The 17,198-nt window shown below is 43.4% G+C and carries 16 protein-coding genes; all 16 read right to left on the minus strand.

Features of this window, described 5'->3' with window-relative positions; all coding sequences use genetic code 11:
• Nucleotides 1-282: 282 nt before the first annotated feature.
• The 16 genes from ftsH to spoVT all read right to left on the minus strand — a co-directional run bounded on the left by ftsH (nt 283) and on the right by spoVT (nt 16,746).
• Complete coding sequence (gene ftsH, locus BK582_RS04865; RefSeq protein ID WP_078593236.1) at nt 283-2,316, minus strand: ATP-dependent zinc metalloprotease FtsH; 2,034 nt, start codon at nt 2,314-2,316, stop codon at nt 283-285.
• Between the two features lie 146 nt (nt 2,317-2,462).
• Complete coding sequence (hpt, locus tag BK582_RS04870) at nt 2,463-3,002, minus strand: hypoxanthine phosphoribosyltransferase (RefSeq protein ID WP_078593237.1); 540 nt, start codon at nt 3,000-3,002, stop codon at nt 2,463-2,465.
• Nucleotides 3,003-3,128: 126 nt separating this feature from the next.
• Nucleotides 3,129-4,520, minus strand: a complete 1,392-nt coding sequence (gene tilS, locus BK582_RS04875; RefSeq protein WP_078593238.1) for a tRNA lysidine(34) synthetase TilS — start codon at nt 4,518-4,520, stop codon at nt 3,129-3,131.
• On the minus strand, nt 4,504-4,953 hold the full coding sequence (locus tag BK582_RS04880; protein WP_078593239.1) for a threonine/serine exporter family protein: 450 nt from the start codon (nt 4,951-4,953) through the stop codon (nt 4,504-4,506). The genes tilS and BK582_RS04880 overlap by 17 nt, the downstream gene beginning before the upstream one ends.
• Nucleotides 4,954-4,971: 18 nt before the next feature.
• Nucleotides 4,972-5,730 carry a threonine/serine exporter family protein gene (locus tag BK582_RS04885; protein ID WP_078593240.1) on the minus strand — a complete coding sequence of 253 codons (759 nt, stop codon included), beginning with the start codon at nt 5,728-5,730 and terminating at the stop codon, nt 4,972-4,974.
• Between the two features lie 33 nt (nt 5,731-5,763).
• On the minus strand, nt 5,764-6,777 hold the full coding sequence (locus BK582_RS04890; protein ID WP_078593241.1) for a protein kinase domain-containing protein: 1,014 nt from the start codon (nt 6,775-6,777) through the stop codon (nt 5,764-5,766).
• On the minus strand, nt 6,743-7,480 hold the full coding sequence (locus BK582_RS04895) for a VWA domain-containing protein (RefSeq protein ID WP_078593242.1): 738 nt from the start codon (nt 7,478-7,480) through the stop codon (nt 6,743-6,745). The genes BK582_RS04890 and BK582_RS04895 overlap by 35 nt, the downstream gene beginning before the upstream one ends.
• 106 nt (nt 7,481-7,586) lie before the next feature.
• Complete coding sequence (gene spoIIE / locus BK582_RS04900) at nt 7,587-10,058, minus strand: stage II sporulation protein E (RefSeq protein WP_078593243.1); 2,472 nt, start codon at nt 10,056-10,058, stop codon at nt 7,587-7,589.
• Between the two features lie 410 nt (nt 10,059-10,468).
• Complete coding sequence (locus BK582_RS04905) at nt 10,469-10,903, minus strand: S1 domain-containing RNA-binding protein (RefSeq protein WP_078593244.1); 435 nt, start codon at nt 10,901-10,903, stop codon at nt 10,469-10,471.
• A 73-nt stretch (nt 10,904-10,976) separates the two neighbouring features.
• On the minus strand, nt 10,977-11,363 hold the full coding sequence (locus BK582_RS04910; RefSeq protein ID WP_078593245.1) for an FtsB family cell division protein: 387 nt from the start codon (nt 11,361-11,363) through the stop codon (nt 10,977-10,979).
• A 139-nt stretch (nt 11,364-11,502) separates the two neighbouring features.
• Nucleotides 11,503-12,084, minus strand: a complete 582-nt coding sequence (gene yabQ / locus BK582_RS04915) for a spore cortex biosynthesis protein YabQ (RefSeq protein ID WP_078593246.1) — start codon at nt 12,082-12,084, stop codon at nt 11,503-11,505.
• Entirely contained in the window at nt 12,081-12,392 is a 312-nt protein-coding gene (gene yabP / locus BK582_RS04920) for a sporulation protein YabP (protein WP_177344633.1), read from the minus strand. Before yabP ends, yabQ begins: the two co-directional genes overlap by 4 nt.
• A gap of 119 nt (nt 12,393-12,511) precedes the next feature.
• Nucleotides 12,512-12,784, minus strand: a complete 273-nt coding sequence (locus BK582_RS04925) for an RNA-binding S4 domain-containing protein (protein WP_078593247.1) — start codon at nt 12,782-12,784, stop codon at nt 12,512-12,514.
• On the minus strand, nt 12,781-14,274 hold the full coding sequence (yabN, locus tag BK582_RS04930; RefSeq protein ID WP_078593248.1) for a bifunctional methyltransferase/pyrophosphohydrolase YabN: 1,494 nt from the start codon (nt 14,272-14,274) through the stop codon (nt 12,781-12,783). Before yabN ends, BK582_RS04925 begins: the two co-directional genes overlap by 4 nt.
• 23 nt (nt 14,275-14,297) lie before the next feature.
• Nucleotides 14,298-15,911, minus strand: coding sequence for a polysaccharide biosynthesis protein (locus BK582_RS04935; RefSeq protein WP_078593249.1), 1,614 nt, complete (start codon nt 15,909-15,911; stop codon nt 14,298-14,300).
• A 298-nt stretch (nt 15,912-16,209) separates the two neighbouring features.
• Nucleotides 16,210-16,746 carry a stage V sporulation protein T gene (gene spoVT, locus BK582_RS04940; protein WP_078593250.1) on the minus strand — a complete coding sequence of 179 codons (537 nt, stop codon included), beginning with the start codon at nt 16,744-16,746 and terminating at the stop codon, nt 16,210-16,212.
• Between the last annotated feature and the right edge of the window lie 452 nt (nt 16,747-17,198).

Below are 17,198 nucleotides of genomic sequence, written 5' to 3' on the forward strand. Positions count from 1 at the left end.
GGAGACAGAAGCGTAGTTGGACTTATACCAGGGGCCTAAAAATTTTCACTACGTCAGTTCCTCTTCTTCGCTAGATTTTATCCCGATGTAACCGTCCGTGAAACTCCCGCCTCAAAACATGAGTGGAAGCGAAGATGTTTAGGCGGGAGATAACGGACGCTCACATCCCGATTGGTTCAACTAACAATCAGTGGGGGATGGATAACCCCCCCCACTGATTGAAGGTTTACTTTATACTCCCTGTCGTGAAAAAAAGGGTGTCTAAAAGACACCCTTTGGTTACTATTGATCTTTTTTATTATTGTCTTCTGTATTGTTATCGTTATTTCCAGGGTCAGACGTCTGTTCATTTGAATCAGACTCAGTTGCCGGGGCAGCATCTCTGTTATCATCCTGCTTGCTCTGAATGTTAACTTTTACGTCGCCTTCCTCAGCTCCTCCTTCTGTTTCACCATTAATCTTCCTTGTCATATGGTGGTCATCCGGGAGTTTCCCTTCGTTGATCAGTGAGTTAATCTGCTCTGCATCAAGAGTTTCATACTCAAGGAGCATTTTAGCCACTAATTCAAGGCTTTCTTTATTTTCCATAAGGATCTGTCGGCATCGTTCATAAGATTCCTTAAGAATACGCTGAACTTCAAGATCAATTTCATGGGCGATAGCATCACTGTAGTTCTGCTCACTGTTAATGTCACGTCCAAGGAAGACTTCTCCCTGCGTGTTGCCGAACTGTACAGGACCAAGCTTATCGCTCATTCCAAATTCCATCACCATTTTTCGGGCTATTCCTGTTGCACGCTGGAAGTCATTGTGTGCACCAGTACTTACTTCACCGAAAATAATTTCCTCAGCTACACGTCCGCCAAGAAGGCCGACAATCTTATCGAGAAGCTCCGGCTTAGTCATAAAGTAACGATCTTCTTTCGGCAGCATCATAGCGTATCCGCCGGCCTGCCCTCTTGGTACGATTGTTACTTTGTGGACCATATCCGCGCTTTCCAGTTTAACACCGACAACTGTATGTCCTGCCTCATGATGCGCGACGATGTTTTTCTCTTTCTCAGAAATGACACGGCTCTTCTTGGATGGTCCCGCAATCGTACGGTCGATTGCTTCCTCCACCGCCTCCATGTCAATTTTCTTTTTATTAGCACGGGCAGAAACGAGAGCTGCCTCGTTTAATAAGTTCTCAAGATCAGCCCCGGAGAATCCTGGTGTACGCTGAGCAATAGTTTTCAGATCAACATCATCTGAAAGGGGTTTGTTACGGGCATGTACTTTAAGTACTTCCTCACGTCCATTAACATCAGGGCGTCCAACCATGATCTGACGGTCAAAACGTCCCGGACGCAGTAATGCCGGGTCAAGAATATCCGCACGGTTTGTCGCTGCAATAAGGATAATGCCTTCATTGACACCGAATCCGTCCATTTCAACAAGAAGCTGGTTGAGCGTTTGCTCACGTTCGTCATGGCCTCCGCCAAGACCAGCACCACGGCGGCGTCCCACTGCATCGATCTCATCAATAAATATAATACAAGGAGCATTCTTTTTCGCATTTTCGAACAGGTCACGGACACGTGATGCACCCACACCTACGAACATTTCAACGAAATCAGAACCACTGATCGAGAAGAATGGCACCCCTGCTTCCCCAGCAACTGCACGGGCGAGAAGTGTCTTACCAGTACCAGGAGGTCCAACTAAAAGTACCCCTTTAGGAATCCTCGCACCTATTTCGGAGAACTTACGAGGGTCTTTCAGGAAGTCAACGACCTCAACGAGTTCCTGTTTCTCTTCGTCAGCTCCTGCCACATCATTAAAGCGGGCTTTTTTCTTATCTTCGCTGTAGAGCTTCGCTTTACTCTTGCCGAAGTTCATTACACGGCTGCCGCCGCCCTGTGACTGGCTTAACAGGAAGAAGAATAAAATAAAGATAATGATAAATGGGATAAGCATAGTAAATACGCTGATCCACGGACTTGGTTCATCCGCCTGTTCCCATGTAAGGTCAATTGGTGTTCCACCTGCACTTGCCTCTACTACCTCAACAAGTAAAGGTTCTAAATCAGGCACATTAACAACGAAGAACTCGTCCTCTTCTTCCCTGCCGGCCAATTGCCCTCTCACTTCATAAACATCCAGCGTAGGCTGAATTGTCAAAGACTCAATTTCCTCATTTTCCAGGTACTCCTGGAATGTATTGAAATTAACTTCCTCAGTCTGTCCCTGTGGGCCCTGAAACATGCTGACTATACCCACAATGACCAAGAAAATTAAAAGATAAAATATCGTATTACGAAAAATTCGATTCATCCTTTACCTCCTCCCGCGGTCAATTCCACACTTAGATAATGTTACCATATAATTATATCTCACTACAATTAACATACACTTTGCTGCTTTTATCTATAACATCGCACTTTTTATGTTCGTGTCGGAAGTGCAGAATACAGAATATATTAATTATTGTATATTTCCGGCTTTAATATTCCAACGAACGGGAGGTTTCTGTATCGTTCTTTATAATCCAGTCCGTATCCGACAACAAATTCATCAGGAACTTCAAATCCTGCAAGGTCAGGTTTCAAATTTACTTTTCTCCCGACAGGCTTATCGAGAAGTGTAACGATTTTAACCGACTTTGCTTTACGGTAATGAAATAGTTTTACGAGGTAATCCAGTGTCTGTCCGCTGTCTATAATATCCTCCAATACGAGAATATCTCTTCCTTCAACAGATGTATTAAGGTCTTTAACAATCTTCACTTCACCGGTAGAAACAAGTTCGTGTCCATAGCTGGAAACATCCATAAGATCAAATTCAATATGTGTATCAATCTGCTGGATAAGATCTCCCATAAATGGAAGGGAACCTTTCAAAATTCCCACTACAAGGGGGAACCGACCATCATATTCCTCTGTAAGCTGCTTTCCTAATTCTTTGATCTTCTGCTGAATTTCCTCTTCTGAAATCAGTACTTCTTTAATGTCATCTCTCATGATACGTAACTGAACCTCCCTAAAATTATAAAAGCTAACTCTTTAAGCTTTACGCGGAGAAAGTCAAATCCTTAATATTTAGGTGGATTTTCTCCCGGGTACTCTCTATGTATACCGAATAGATCCTTAATCATCTTCCATATCATAGACAAGCAATAAAATTTTCTCTGTATGCTCACTAACCGGCGCAATGGAGGATCGCCTCAGTTCAGGCACCCAAAGGATATTGCCCTTACTGTCTGTAATAACCGGCCAGTTATTCCGTTCATCTCTCGGGACTTTTTCGTCAATGAATAAATCCTTCAACTTTTTTGAACCATCCATACCAAGCGGCGTGATTCTGTCTCCATTAAGCCGTGAACGGACAAACAATGGAGTGCTCACCTTTTCGTAATCAGCTTGAAAAAAGATATTTTTCTCAGTCCTGAATTGCTGTTTCGCAATAACGGATGCCGTTATTTTTCCCTTTTTTAGCGGAACCATGCCCGGAATTGGTATTTCCTGTGCTGGAAAACCATGCTCCATGTCAGTCCTGTTAAAGGAAAATTCAAAGTAATTATAGGATTTCACTGCACTAAGCCCTTTTGGTAAATGGATTGTTCCCGCAGGGCTGTCTTTATTCATCAATGTTAAAATACCGGCCAGATGCTTTGCTGTAACCAGCTTTGCCGCCTCAAGAGAAAGATAGTTTAATATTAGATGAACTGCCCTTCTTTGTAAAGGGATTGGTATTTCGAGAAAGCTCATTATATTTACAATAATTCCTTCTTTGCTCCATTGGTAAACTGCCTGCTTTAATTTCTCTTCTGCTAAATACTGCAAAAACTCATTTTCTTCCTTAAACCATTCACTTTGACGCTGAAAAGCTTCATGGGCTTTTGCGTTTTCTTCTTTAATAAAAGGCAGGACATGTTTTCGAAACCGGTTCCGCTGGTATGCTTCAGAATCGTTGCTTTTATCCAGATTATAAGACACATCGTTCTCTTTACAGTAGTTGAGTATACTACTTTTTTCTGTACCGAGAAAGGGCCGGATAATCATCCCCCGGCCAAATGGCCGTTTAACAGGAATACCCTGGAGACCGAAGTAGCTCCCCCTCACCTGACGCATGAGCAAAGTCTCAATCTGGTCATCTCCATGGTGTGCCAGTGCAAGCTTATTCGCTCCTTCAGAATCCATAATTTTTTTAAACCAGCGGTATCTTGCCAGCCGGGCTGCTTCCTGAGTAGATAGCTTCTCTTCCCGTTTGAGTGCTTTTATATCAGGCTGAAAGCAATAAAAAGGAATTTGTAAATTTTCGCAAAAGTCCCTGACGAGCACCATATCTTTCAGGGAGTCTCCTCCCCGCAGGCCATGTTCCACATGTGCCGCGGCAATTGTACAGGTGTGCTGATAGTGATTATATAAAAAATGAATTAGGGCCATACTATCGGGACCGCCTGAGACTGCAACGATTATTTTATCCCCAGGCTCTATCAGGCGGTGTCCGGTGATAAAAGATTCAACGGTTTGGTTCATAGCGGTGGCCAATCCCCTTCCCAAATGAGAATATTGCAAGCGCAAAAGTAAGACCTGCGGCTATCGCCCCTGCCCGGAGCATTGTTTCAACTCCAAACTCCAGTCCTTCTATGTAGTTTCCTTCTACAAAAGCAAGCATTGTAAAGTAAGCTCTGCTCCCTGGCACGAGTGGAAGGATGCCCGGAATTGCCAGGGCAGTTACCGGAATGCGAATGCGTTTAGCTATAAAGTGGGACAGGATTGCTGCTGTAAGCGAGGCCAGAGCCGTAGAGAAAACATGGGACATACCAGAGTACAGCCCGGCTGATAATACAGCCCAGGTGCACATTCCAATCGCTCCGCCAATTATTAACGCCCTTTTTGGCACATTAAAAATAATCCCGAAACCAACAGTGGCAGCAAACGTGATCAGCAGTTCGGCTATAAAATGCATAGGGGACACTCCCTTCCTCTACAGAAAAATAGAAATAGTTAAAGCAATACCGCTTGCAATAGATAAAGAGGTAAGAAGCGCTTCTGCACCACGGCTGACTCCTGCCAGGAGATCACCTGACATAAGGTCCCTGACAGCATTTGTCAAAGGAACACCAGGGACAAGAGGCATTAAAGAACCAATAATTATCTGGTCCACATTATTCCCCAGGCCGGCATAAACGAGTAAAATTGCTGCTGTCCCTCCACAAAAGGCAGCGGCAAATTCCCCTGCAAATCGGACTTTTAAATATCTCTCAAACTCAACAACAACCACACTGGAAACTACAGCTGCAATAAATGCAGGAATCAGATCAAACCAGCCGCCGCCGAACAGGTAGGAAAAACCGCTCCCGGCAAATCCTGCCGCCAGGTGGATAAGCCACAGAGGATATTGCATAGGAGCTTTGGCGATACTTATTAGTTTTTCATGAGCTTCCTCTGTCGTTATATCACCGGCCACAAATTCTCTCGACACCTGGTTTACATCAGTCACTTTATTCAGATCCTGCATCCTGTCGTCAATCCGGACCATCTGCATCAGATCCTCTTTCTCCTTCTTTTCTTCAAAAGAAAGAAAAATCCCTGTAGTTGTGGCAAAGCAATGTACATTTGTAAAAGATGCAGCCCTCGCCATTCTCTCCAGTGTTTCCTCGACACGGTAAGTTTCTGCGCCGTATTTTAACATTATTTCACCGGCCAGCAGACAGATATCCATCACATCATCCGCTTTACCCATTGTCTCCCCACCTTCTTATTACCCCTTATTCCGTTACACTGTTTGTCCAACTAAGTATAAAATATAAAGAATAAGAAGAAAAGAGGCAGCAACCATCGTTTCTAAAACACCGGACCATCTGCTCACTTTTTTTGCTCCAGGCGCATAAACCTGAGCAGCTTGTCTGCGTTTTTGTCTGCTCACAGGCGACATTCTCTTTTGAGTCGCTCCTCTGCCTGCCGCGACATTCCTAAATGAGGCACCTTGCAGGAGAAGGAGGAGTTCTTCCCTCATTTCAAGTGCGTTACTGTACCTTCCTTCAAGGCCTTTACGGATAACAGGCAAGAAAGGCACTAATCTTTCACTATCCCTGGTTTTCTCCAATAACCTCTCAGTACCTTTTTCCTGAGTTTTTTCAAACCTGCCAGGATAAGCGGTATTTATTAATAACATAGATACTGAAAATAAATCGTAGGACGCTTCTGCTTTTCTGTCCCCGAGCCCCCAGTAACCCCTGTCGAAAAACTCTGTGTACTCCTTAATGCTCCGGCCTTCCTTTGTTATTCCTCCCGGATCGATCCACCGGATGTGATACGGGGCCTCTCCTGCAAGCAGGTTTTCGGGCTTGAGGTCACCAAAGATCCAGCCCTGCTTGTGAAGGAAATGAAGATCTTTCAAGAGCTGAACAGTCAGAATCCCTGCCCATTCCGGCCCCCTTCCTCTCACAAAAGCCAAAAAAGGTGTTCCTTTTATGTACTCCATCGTATAGAAAGCGAGAATTCCCCGGGGGGAGGCAAAGTCATCTGTCTCATAAAAATGAGGTCCAAGGCTCGGACCCTGGACCCTGGATATTTGACGCAGGACATTTACTTCAGAAGTAATAGCCATAGAATCATCAGATATCTTTAAAGCACTTAAGCCTCTTGCAGACCGGGCTAAATATACAGATCCTGTAGCTCCGCAACCCAGTTCCCGGATTATTTCGTACTGAGTTTTTTTCCATTTTCCCGTAATAATCTGATTAGAGGAAAGTTTACATGCCTGTTTCCCTGAGATCGAATCGTTCATCTTCACCAGGCCCCTTCTTTTTCGCGCGCTTTCTGAAAATCCGGATCGCCTCCTGTATAGCAGGCCCTGTCGGTGTCACACCGGAAACAGCGATTTTTTTAAACGCACCGGAAAGTGTCTCAAAAGAAGTAGTCCACGAAATAAGTTTATCCGTATCACTTCTTTTCCCGGGAAATGAATATAAAGTGAAGTTATTCGTTCCGTTTCTGGAACGAAGGCTTACAGACAAATCTATTAACGCTTCCTGGACCATAGGCAGTTTATTTTTCATACTTGCGCTCGTATCTACCAATATCACAATATCAAGATCCATCGTTTCACCCAGATCTTCAACCACTTCCATAAGCTGCCCCCGCTTTTCGGGAGCTAAATCTTCCAATTCTTTATCACTGCCGAGAATCTGCTGAAGTTCTCTGTTTACCACTCCATAGATTGTCTGAGACATGGCTTTTTTTGTTACCATCTGTACTGTTTGCGAAAGCTGCTTTGCGTACACTATCTGGCTGACACCACCACCGGACGCAGCAATATCTCTAATTTCTTCTATTCCCCGTTCACTCATTTCTTCCTCTTCCACAATTCCGATGACATTTACCGATAAACCCTCTTCTTTAGCAAGCGCTGCAATAGCGACCGGGTCCTCCCCTGCATTTGAGTAACCATCCGTAATGAGTAACACTTGACGTAACGTTCCTCTGCTCATCCCATTTCCCTCCATTCTTGTAATTACTCACAGCCTTTACAAGAATGAGAGAGAATATACCAGACTCCCTCTATTTTAATAAACCCCTCCCCAGGTCAAAATAACCTTAGGCATCCTTCTGATATGGCATGGAGAATGTTGCCCACCTTGGCAGATGGTGGTCCATTCTTATAACAACTACTGTCATATCATCATAGATGGCGTTTCCACTTTCTCTTATCACCCGTTCCATAAGCAAATCTGCAATTTCCTGAGGTTCGTCTGTTTCTATTTCTTTAATCATTCTTTTCATCCAGATATCTTTGTTTTCTATAGATGATGGGGACTCATACAAACCATCACTCATCATTATGAGAAGGTCACCGGCCTTTAGTTTTTCAGTCACTACATCGAGCTCCATATCCTGGATCATTCCGATAGGGAGATTCCCTGCTTCAATAGACTGCACCTGGCTGCCCCGCTTTATATAGCTTGGGATAGAACCGACTTTAAGAAACTTCACCAACCCTTCCTGCAGATCAACCATAGCAAGATCAAGCGTGGAAAACATTTCTTCATTTGACCTTAGAGCCAGGATGGAGTTTATAGCTTTAATCGCCACCGTTTCTTCAATTCCTGACCTTAAAATGTTTTTCAGGAGAGCGATTGTTTCCTGGCTTTCGATGTGCGCCCTTTTCCCGTTACCCATACCGTCACTTATTGCAATCGCATATTTTCCCGCTCCAAGTTCCAGTGTAGAATAACTGTCCCCGGAAATCAGCCTGCCATCTTTAGCAGCATGGGCAACCCCTTCTGTCACCACGAACTTCTTTGTTGACCCAAGAGTGACTCTCGTGTCATTATCCGTTTCCGACAGCTTTTCAAGGTGCTTTACACTAATTGTCTCTTTAAGAATATCAGACAGCAGCGGAGCAATTATTTTTTCACTTTCATTATATAAATTACTTGGCAGGGTAATATCAATATCCACATTACCGGATTCCAGTGAATAAACTTCCACCAGATCCACATCCAGGCCTGCCTGTTTTATTGATTCGGTAATTTCTGATTCCTGTTTCTCATGGGCTTTCTTTTCACGCTGTATGTCTTTTGCAAAATCCTCCATTACCTTTGAGACACCTTTTAACTGATCGGCGACAAGCCGTCTGCTTTCCTGCAGCTGCTGTTTCAGTACTTTACTTGCATAATGCTGGTTTAATTCCCCCTTCATCGTTTCGACTACTCTTTCGTCAATGATACAGTGGTCACGCCATTCCTGTAACAGCTTCCTGTTATTTACCTCTCCCCCTTCTTCACACTCGATCATTAATTCTTCCATAAGCCCGTATGTCTCATGGAACTTCCGTGTCCAGCACTGATTCTTCTTCATACACGTCTGGCATGTCTTTTCTGTCACCCTGCTCAGGAAAAGGTCAACCTCTCTCTCCCGCGCCGCCTTTCCACCCCCATTTTCCTGTAAGGTAAAACTGTTTGACAAACTTAAAAACAGATTAGAGAACTGCTCCACCTTTCCTGCTGTCAGGTCCCTGATTTTTCTCAGGTACTTTTGCTGGTCCTCCGTGTGTTCTGATGTTCCAGGGATATACCTTGACAGCTCTGCAGTCCACTTCTTCGGAGTCAGCATAAATAGCGCAATTGCAATAAGGCTTTCGTAAACAGAGAATTCCATAGAGACCTGATTATCCCCATACATACCCATAAGAAGAGTCGAGATTAGTAACCCTAAAGCTACGGAAATCTTCTTTCCTTCTCTCAGAAGTCCTCCAAGGAGTCCTGAAAAGGCGAGGAGGCTCATATAAAACAGGTTAGCCACGTTAGCAAGGCTGAGGATCAGGCCCGTTACGACCCCTACTGTAGAACCTATAGCTGCTCCGCCTACAAACGCGAAGATCAAAACTACATATCTCGCAAAAACCTGTGATGCCGAAAGCTCGTACATCATCCATCCAACAGTACCAGTCATCAGGGATGCGAGCAGTATAACCAGACAAACAATTTCTTCATGTCTTAAAGAGGATCTCTTTCTTTTTTCAGTAATCAGAGGAATACTTTGAAAGAATATAAGTGTTACAATCATAGCCAGTCCGCCTTCCACTAAGGATGTGAGCAGATGGTACCACGAATTTCCATCCATGATAATAAAACTTATATACCTTGCCGTGGTGACGGAGAGGAAAACAGTAACCGGAAGGAGCTTTCTGTTTTTAAATGTCGCTTTAATGAAACCATAGAAAAGGAAATAAATAAAAATTGCCAGAAGAGTATAGGCTGCAAAATCTAACGAAACAGTAGCTGATCCGGCAGTGAGGGCTGCAGCAGCTGTAAGTGTGTGCCTTCGCTTCCATTCATGGATAACACACAGAAATGGAATAACAAATGGCAGCAATTCCAGAAGGATAACTGCCCTTCCCAGCAATACTCCTATTAATACAATAATTAATAAAGCCCTCCATGATCTTTTGCCTTCTTTTGCCTCCTCCCTTTTTCCCCTTTCCTTCCCTGTCTTACTCAATAAAGCCTCGTGCATAACAGCTGCAGCTTGTCCACCTGCCGCTTTCAGTGTTAAACGCTCTAACATTATTAAGCACCACCTGTCCGTTTACTAGTGGTATCATTATAAACACGCTCAGAATAGTTTTTTTGTCAAAAGTACTGCAAATAAAAAAATACTTCTCGACTTTATCTACGAAATCTGTGTAAGAAAACCCCGGCAGTTTGTATATAGTTCATCCCCTTATGTTAAAAAGAGGTTAAAAATGATGTTTAAAATGCTAAATATTCAGAATTATTAGCGCACAGTCTTTTTTAAATGCTTCTGGTGTAACATCTATCTCCAGATTTAGACGACTCTTCAATTTTTCATGTAATCTGCCGAAATTTTCCACGAATGATTCGAGTGATTTTTCTATTTAAAATAAAATCCATATAAAAAAACACCTGCCTTAACAGACAAGTGTTGTAACTTTTATTTATATATAAGCAGCAAGGTTATCCCCTTTTTGTGCTTCTGCCGCCGCGCTTGGATTCTGTGTTTCGCTTAAGTGAAGCAAGGCGTTCTTCGCTGTCTTTCAGGAAGCGGGACATTTTATCCTCAAAGGATACTTCCCGGGGTCTCGTATTTTGACGAGGGCCTCTTTTCTGTGGGCGCCCGGATCGTTCCGGTCTCTCCGCACGTTCTGGAGCAGGTTTATCCTTCGCTTTTCGAATAGAAAGACCAATCTTCCCGTCAGCCTCTACGTTTAATACCTTTACTTCCACTTCATCTCCTACGCTCAGAAATTCATTAATATCTTTGACGTAGTTGTCTGCAACTTCACTGATGTGAACCAAGCCAGTCGAACCGCCGGGCAATTCCACAAATGCTCCAAAATTTGTAATACCGGTAACCTTTCCTTGCAGCTTGCTGCCTACTTCAATGGACATGAAAAAAATGCTCCTCCTTAAGAAATCATAAAAATGGTATTTTACTTATTATACCGGTTTCAAATAAACTCTGTCAATCTGAAGAAGTATCTCTCCTCGGAAGCTGAAATAACGTCTCACCAGGCTTTGTCAGAAAGAAATCTCTCCTTGCTATTTCTGCTATGTAATCCGGATCCTGAAGGAGTTCAATCTCTTCTGTAAGCTCTTTTGCTTCTCTTTCCAGGGATGTCATTTCTTCGGCAAGCTCATTCTGCTTTGCTTCCTGTTCCTGGATAACCATATGCTGGTTATATAAAGTGACCCCGGTAAAAACTAAGATCAGAGCACAAACAAAACCAAAAACAGTCAAACGACGAATCAGACCTTTCCGGCGCCTGAGCTTCTGTTCATGGAGAATCGCCTGTTTTTCCATATATTCAGATGTTAACTGCCTGACTTTGCCTTTTTGGCCATTCATCATTTTCACCCCTGTTTATTTTTAGTTTTGTTATTTCCCTTTTAGCAGTTTCGGTATGCATTTAATAGTTGCAGCTATTTAAACATGGCTGATTTCACAGACACTCCGCATCCTCCGCTACAATCCATAATTATTATGAGAGCTATTTTTTGAATAAGCCCTTCCATAACTCACTTATTTTATTAATCATACTACCGGCTTTATTAAATAGTAAATGAAAAGGTATTCCGTAATGCTGGACATACTTTTTTCCTAGCCAGCGGAAAGGAACGAGGAAAATCCAGAGAATATAGTAAACTATTCTCCAAATAGTGGTTAATAATATCATACTTAAGGCAAGCAACACTTTCAACAGCCATTTTAAAGGATTTATAAAAAGTACCAGAATTGTTTTAACTATTAACCTGTAAGTACCACTGATTATCCTGATAGCCTGTTCCAGTATTTTTAAATATATTTTTTCAAACAGAGAACGATACACTGAATATCCGAGCAGAAGGGCAAGGAATAAATAAAACCTTACCTCTCCCTCGTTAACCTTAAGCAGGACATAGAAAAAAATCAGTCCCTGCAGCAGCCAGAAAAAAATGTCATTGAAGACAAGCGACCAGCGAAATCGCCTGGAACTTCCTGTAAACCTCCTGTAAGTATCAAAGGAAGCTCCAAGCCAGAGACCCGTGGCGGCGCTCGCCAGCATAGAATAAAACTGTATATCCAGTGTCACTTGAATAACTTCCCAAACAGGCCTTTGTTTTTGTCGCCCTGCTGCTGATCAAGGTAAACGAGATCATCAATTTTTCCCTGTATGGAAACGTTCCCTTTATCTACATCAAGGTTTTTCATTTGAAGATGCTGTCCCCGGACAGAAAGGAATCCCATATCTGTTTCCAGGAGAAACTCTTCATTATCGAAGCTTTCAACCTGTTTTACCCCGGTAATATCCAGTGTTTTTCTTCCACGCATAATAATCTGATGGTCTGCTGGCTTCCGGCCTTGTCCACCACCAGCCATATAATCATAGGAATGCTCCATTTGTTTCCCTCCTCAAACACTTTGTTAATAACTATGTCTGAGAGGGCTTTAATAGAACAAGCCTTTTCTGAACCGTCCATTTGCTTAAGGAGAGTTCATAAACAACGGCATACCAGCGTTTAAAAATCCTCTTTCTGCTCAATACGTTCTTCTTTTATAACGCTGTACATTGTTCCTGCTTCTTCTTTTCTTGCTGATTCTTCCAGCCTGTCAACCCGGACTGTCACATGCTTCTGGCCAAACAGAATTTCAAGCTCATCCCCTTCTTTAACATTGGCTCCAGCTTTTGCTGTCTGGCCGTTTATTTTAACTCTTCCCTGTTCTGCTACCTCTTTAGCCATTGTCCGCCTTTTAATAAGCCGGGATACTTTCAGATATTTATCCAGTCTCATTGTTCTTCCGCTCCTCTCCGTTCTAAAAGTTTTGCTTCTTCCCAAAGGGAATCCAGGGCTCCCAGCGTCTGGTCTTCCATTCTTCCCCCTTGATCGCTGACTGCTTTCTCAATATACCTGAATCTCTTGTTAAACTTACTGTTGGTCTGTCTCAACGCATCTTCCGGGTCGATACCGTGGAATCTTGCCAGGTTTACAAGTACAAATAAAATATCGCCAAACTCTTTTGCTGCTTTATCTGGTGAGCCAGCTTTTATTTCCTGTATCCACTCCGCTATTTCTTCCTGGAGCTTCATCCACATAGGAGCTTCTTCTCCCCAGTCAAACCCAACCTTTGCTGCTTTTTTCTGAATCTTATAAGCATACATAAGACTTGGCAGTGAGTTAGGAATATTATCCAGGATGGAGGATGCCTTCGCTTCTCCTCCATTTTCCTCCTTTTCACTCTGCTTAATTTCCTCCCACTGGGCAAGAACCTTTTCAGAATTCTCCGCCTCTGTTTCCCCAAATACGTGAGGATGGCGCCGGATCATTTTTTCCGTCAGCACCTCAATAACATCATCAATAGAAAACATTCCTTCATCCTCGCCGATTTGGGAATGGAGCATAACCTGGAGAAGAACGTCTCCTAATTCCTCAGCAAGATGTTCTTCGTCTCCTTCATCGATTGCATCCAGTACTTCGTACGTTTCCTCTACTAAGTATTTTTTTAATGAAAGATGTGTCTGTTCTTTATCCCACGGACATCCGCCAGGCCCCCTCAGGGCGGCGATTACTTCTCTGAGTTTATCGAAATCTTTGTAAAGCTGTTCCTCGTTTTTAACGGGGGGTACATAAACTACAGTTAAATTGCTTAATTCTGTTACTCTGTCCAGTTCGTATAATAAAACTTCCGTTATGGATTCTTCGCTTGTTCCGGCAGCTGTAACAATTTTAACAGGGTACTCATCCGGAAGCTTTTCCATGAGAGTAAGCTTTACTTCCGAGGCAACCATGCTGTCATATACCTGAGCAATGACAACATGGTGTCGCACCTGAACATCCTCACGTTTCAGATTAGTCCCGTCAAGCAGCTGGAAACCATCTGCCGGATCGAATTTCAACGCTCCAAACACAGCATCAAGGAAGCTTTGTCCTCCTTCGATTACGACATTTATTTCGTTCCGCCTTTCTCTTTGAAGAAGCAGCTGAACGGTGGTCTCAGCTACAAGCGGGTGTCCCGGGACAGCATAGGTGACCGGCCCCTTCTCCGCTTCCTGAACAAGCCGGTCAGTGATCGCCTCATAAACTTCTCCAAAAGTGCCGAATGACTCATACAGCTCATCGAAGCTTGTAAAAGACAAGCCTTCCCCCTGTAAAGAGTTTAACACTGGGTGTTCCATCGTCCTGACGAAAATGTTCTCTTTATTTTTCAATGTCCGGTAAATACCGAGAGGAAGCTGTTCAAGCTCTCCAGCACCAAGTCCGATAACTGTAATTGTTTTTTCCACTTTAAAACCTCCGGTGTCCGTCGTTATTTATAGGGAAGGAATTTCGATATTTTAGGCAAAGCTTCCCACTCGTGTCTTTCGAATATTTTTACGTACCAAATGATCGTTAGAAACAGTAAACCACCGGCTGCAGAGGAGGAAAGAGCTGTAAAACTCTCCACTGCTCTCCCGGCATTCTGCAAATCCGTTACCCGGTCAATGACCAATCTGTACAATAGTACGAACACTCCCATAACTGCCAGGGAGAGTCCCCATTTAACCCAGAATTTATTAGGGAAGGTGCTCAGCAGGCCTTCTCTTATTAAGAGAATAACAGAAACTGCTGAAATGATGAAAAAGGCTGCAGCAGTCGAGGCCGCAGCCCCGGCAATTCCATATACCGGCACAGTGGCCATATTCCCTGCTAACTTGATTAAAAGACCTAAGAGGAGCAGTAAAACAGAGTACCAGGCCTTTCCGGTACTGTAAAAAAGAGCTGCTGATGTCATAAATAGTGCTGCAAACAATACCGAAACGGAAAGAACTTGCAATGTCCCAGTACCAGCCTGATTTGTAAAAAGCATGGTGTTTAAGCTGCCCATTATAACAATAAGACCCATCCCAGCAGCCCCGCCGAATACAAGACACACTTTTACCGCCTGTCCCGTCAGGAGCTGCACCTCCGCTCTGTCATTATCCAGATAAGCCTTCGTTAACATTGGGACAATCGCATAAGAGAAAGCAGTGGTCACTAATGCCCCTAACTGGACGAGCGGCCAGCCTCTGTCATAAATCCCCTTAAATGCTGCCGCTTCTTCTGCCCCCGCTCCACTGCTAATAAGAAGCCTGAAAACGGTGAAGGAATCGAGCAGCTGCATGGCAACTAAAGACATTGCACTGACGGAAACAAATAAGCCGGAAATGACAAGCTTTTTCACATCTTTAGCCCAGCTGTCGGGAAGTGTAAACTTTTTTATTTCAGAAAAAAAAGCAGTTCTTCTTCTTTTTTTCCATCCAGAGAAAAGGAGCAGGACTGTTCCCGCTATCGCTCCTGCAAGGGCACCCGCCCCAGCAGATATCCCTGCAAGATATGGGTCCCCCCATTGCATCGCCCAGAAAGCGACAATTAAAATGACAATAACACGGGTAATCTGTTCGCCTATTTGTGACCAGGCTGCAGGGGCCATGTTTCCCTCTCCCTGGTAAAGCCCCCTTCCAAGTGCAAGGAAAGGAATAATAAAGAAAGGCAAACCAAGCCAGCGTACCGGTCCGGCCAGCGAGCTATCACCCATGAAAACCGCAATCTCCTCCGCAAAAAATATGAATGCTCCTCCTATTATGCCATTAAAGAGAAACATACAGAGGAGCAGCGTTAACATGCGGTTAAATATATCAGCACCGCTTTTCAAATATTCTGCGTTATTTTTCCACTCTGTCAGCATCCCGGAGATTACAACCGGAAAACCATATGTACCGAGCACAAAAGCAAGTCCGTATAACGGATATACCTGCTGATAAACATAATAACCAAGATCCCCTGTCAGGTTCTGGTACGGCACTTTGTACAAAGCGCTTAGTCCTTTAGCCGCAAGAGCACCCAGAGATAAATACAAAGCCCCTTTCATCCATGAACCTGACTTATTCTTATCTGTTGACAATGCTTTTCCTCTCCTGTTTGCTCAATTAAAGCCATTATAGCATATGCCCTTCTTCTCACATAAAGAAAACCCGCCGATTGGCGAGCCTTGAGGCGAAGACAGAGTCGTAGTTGCACTTATACTTTTTCCATAAAAATTCACTAGGTAGAATCAACTTCATCGATAAAATTTTATACTTAAAGTGTAAAAAAGCACTTCTAAAGCAGTGAGGGAAGACTGGCGGTAAATAATAACCGTTTCTGTTCCACATCTGCTTTAGAAGCACTATTAGTTTCGTTCCTTGCTTAACTGGCCTCTGTTACTGTTCCATCTGTCTTGCCAGGAAGCCTGCTGCAGTTTCTGCAAGCTTTTTCTCTACTTCTCCTACATCATTATCCTTACCGATAAGAACTACTGCGCCGATTGGATCGCCATTTGCAATAATTGGTGCAATACAGTATCCGTTCGCCTGCTCCTGGTGGTCTCCTGTCAGTGAATATTCTCCTGCCTGTGTTTCAATTTCTGTTTTTCGGTCATTCATCGCACTTTCTACATTTTCACCAATTGCTTTATTATGGTATTCTTTCTTGGACCCGCCGGCTACTGCTATATAAGTATCCCGGTCAGCTATGAGCACCGTATGGTTTAAACTGTCGTACAGGGCCTCTGCATATTCTTTCGCAAAATCACCGAGCTCAGAAATAGGCGAATATTTCTTTAAGATAACCTCTCCGTCTCTGTCCACAAAAATTTCTAACGGGTCGCCTTCACGGATTCTTAAAGTGCGCCGGATTTCTTTAGGTATAACTACACGCCCTAAATCGTCAATTCGTCTTACTATCCCAGTTGCTTTCATACTTACGTTGCCTCACTTTCCATGTTGTATTCACGTCGATGATGCTTGCATGCAAGTATTATTTCTTCGCTGAAACTTGTCCTTATTATCTATCTAAAAAAAAGAACTATTCACCATTTGTTCAATAAATTTGGTTTATTTCCTGTTACCGATCTGTACCGGTACTATCTTCTTATGTTAATGCGGACCGCTTTTTGGCGATTTAACGGAATGAGGATCCGCAAGTGCTGTGCCTTATTGGCGGATCGGACCCGCTTTGTTGTTTTTACAACACGCTTCAGTTCGAGATCCTCCTGTCGTAAAACCATATTGTAATTACTGCTCCACTGTTAAAATACTTCTGTTCACATAATAACAGACCAAATCTAAAGATTTGGTCTGTTATTAGTATGCAGTTCCATGTGTTCCTTCGCCGAAACGGAAGTGCTTATCCTTTCCAGGTTTTGCACCCT

This window comes from Evansella clarkii (genome assembly GCF_002019695.1).
Classification (GTDB): domain Bacteria; phylum Bacillota; class Bacilli; order Bacillales; family Salisediminibacteriaceae; genus Evansella; species Evansella clarkii.

Excerpts from the sequence above, each read along its gene's own strand:
- ftsH (WP_078593236.1), bottom strand. The coding sequence starts at position 2,316 with ATGAATCGAATTTTTCGTAATACGATATTTTATCTTTTAATTTTCTTG.
- hpt (WP_078593237.1), bottom strand. The coding sequence starts at position 3,002 with ATGAGAGATGACATTAAAGAAGTACTGATTTCAGAAGAGGAAATTCAG.
- tilS (WP_078593238.1), bottom strand. The coding sequence starts at position 4,520 with ATGAACCAAACCGTTGAATCTTTTATCACCGGACACCGCCTGATAGAG.
- BK582_RS04880 (WP_078593239.1), bottom strand. The coding sequence starts at position 4,953 with ATGCATTTTATAGCCGAACTGCTGATCACGTTTGCTGCCACTGTTGGT.
- BK582_RS04885 (WP_078593240.1), bottom strand. The coding sequence starts at position 5,730 with ATGGGTAAAGCGGATGATGTGATGGATATCTGTCTGCTGGCCGGTGAA.
- BK582_RS04890 (WP_078593241.1), bottom strand. The coding sequence starts at position 6,777 with ATGAACGATTCGATCTCAGGGAAACAGGCATGTAAACTTTCCTCTAAT.
- BK582_RS04895 (WP_078593242.1), bottom strand. The coding sequence starts at position 7,480 with ATGAGCAGAGGAACGTTACGTCAAGTGTTACTCATTACGGATGGTTAC.
- spoIIE (WP_078593243.1), bottom strand. The coding sequence starts at position 10,058 with ATGTTAGAGCGTTTAACACTGAAAGCGGCAGGTGGACAAGCTGCAGCT.
- BK582_RS04905 (WP_078593244.1), bottom strand. The coding sequence starts at position 10,903 with ATGTCCATTGAAGTAGGCAGCAAGCTGCAAGGAAAGGTTACCGGTATT.
- BK582_RS04910 (WP_078593245.1), bottom strand. The coding sequence starts at position 11,363 with ATGATGAATGGCCAAAAAGGCAAAGTCAGGCAGTTAACATCTGAATAT.
- yabP (WP_177344633.1), bottom strand. The coding sequence starts at position 12,392 with ATGGAGCATTCCTATGATTATATGGCTGGTGGTGGACAAGGCCGGAAG.
- BK582_RS04925 (WP_078593247.1), bottom strand. The coding sequence starts at position 12,784 with ATGAGACTGGATAAATATCTGAAAGTATCCCGGCTTATTAAAAGGCGG.
- spoVT (WP_078593250.1), bottom strand. The coding sequence starts at position 16,746 with ATGAAAGCAACTGGGATAGTAAGACGAATTGACGATTTAGGGCGTGTA.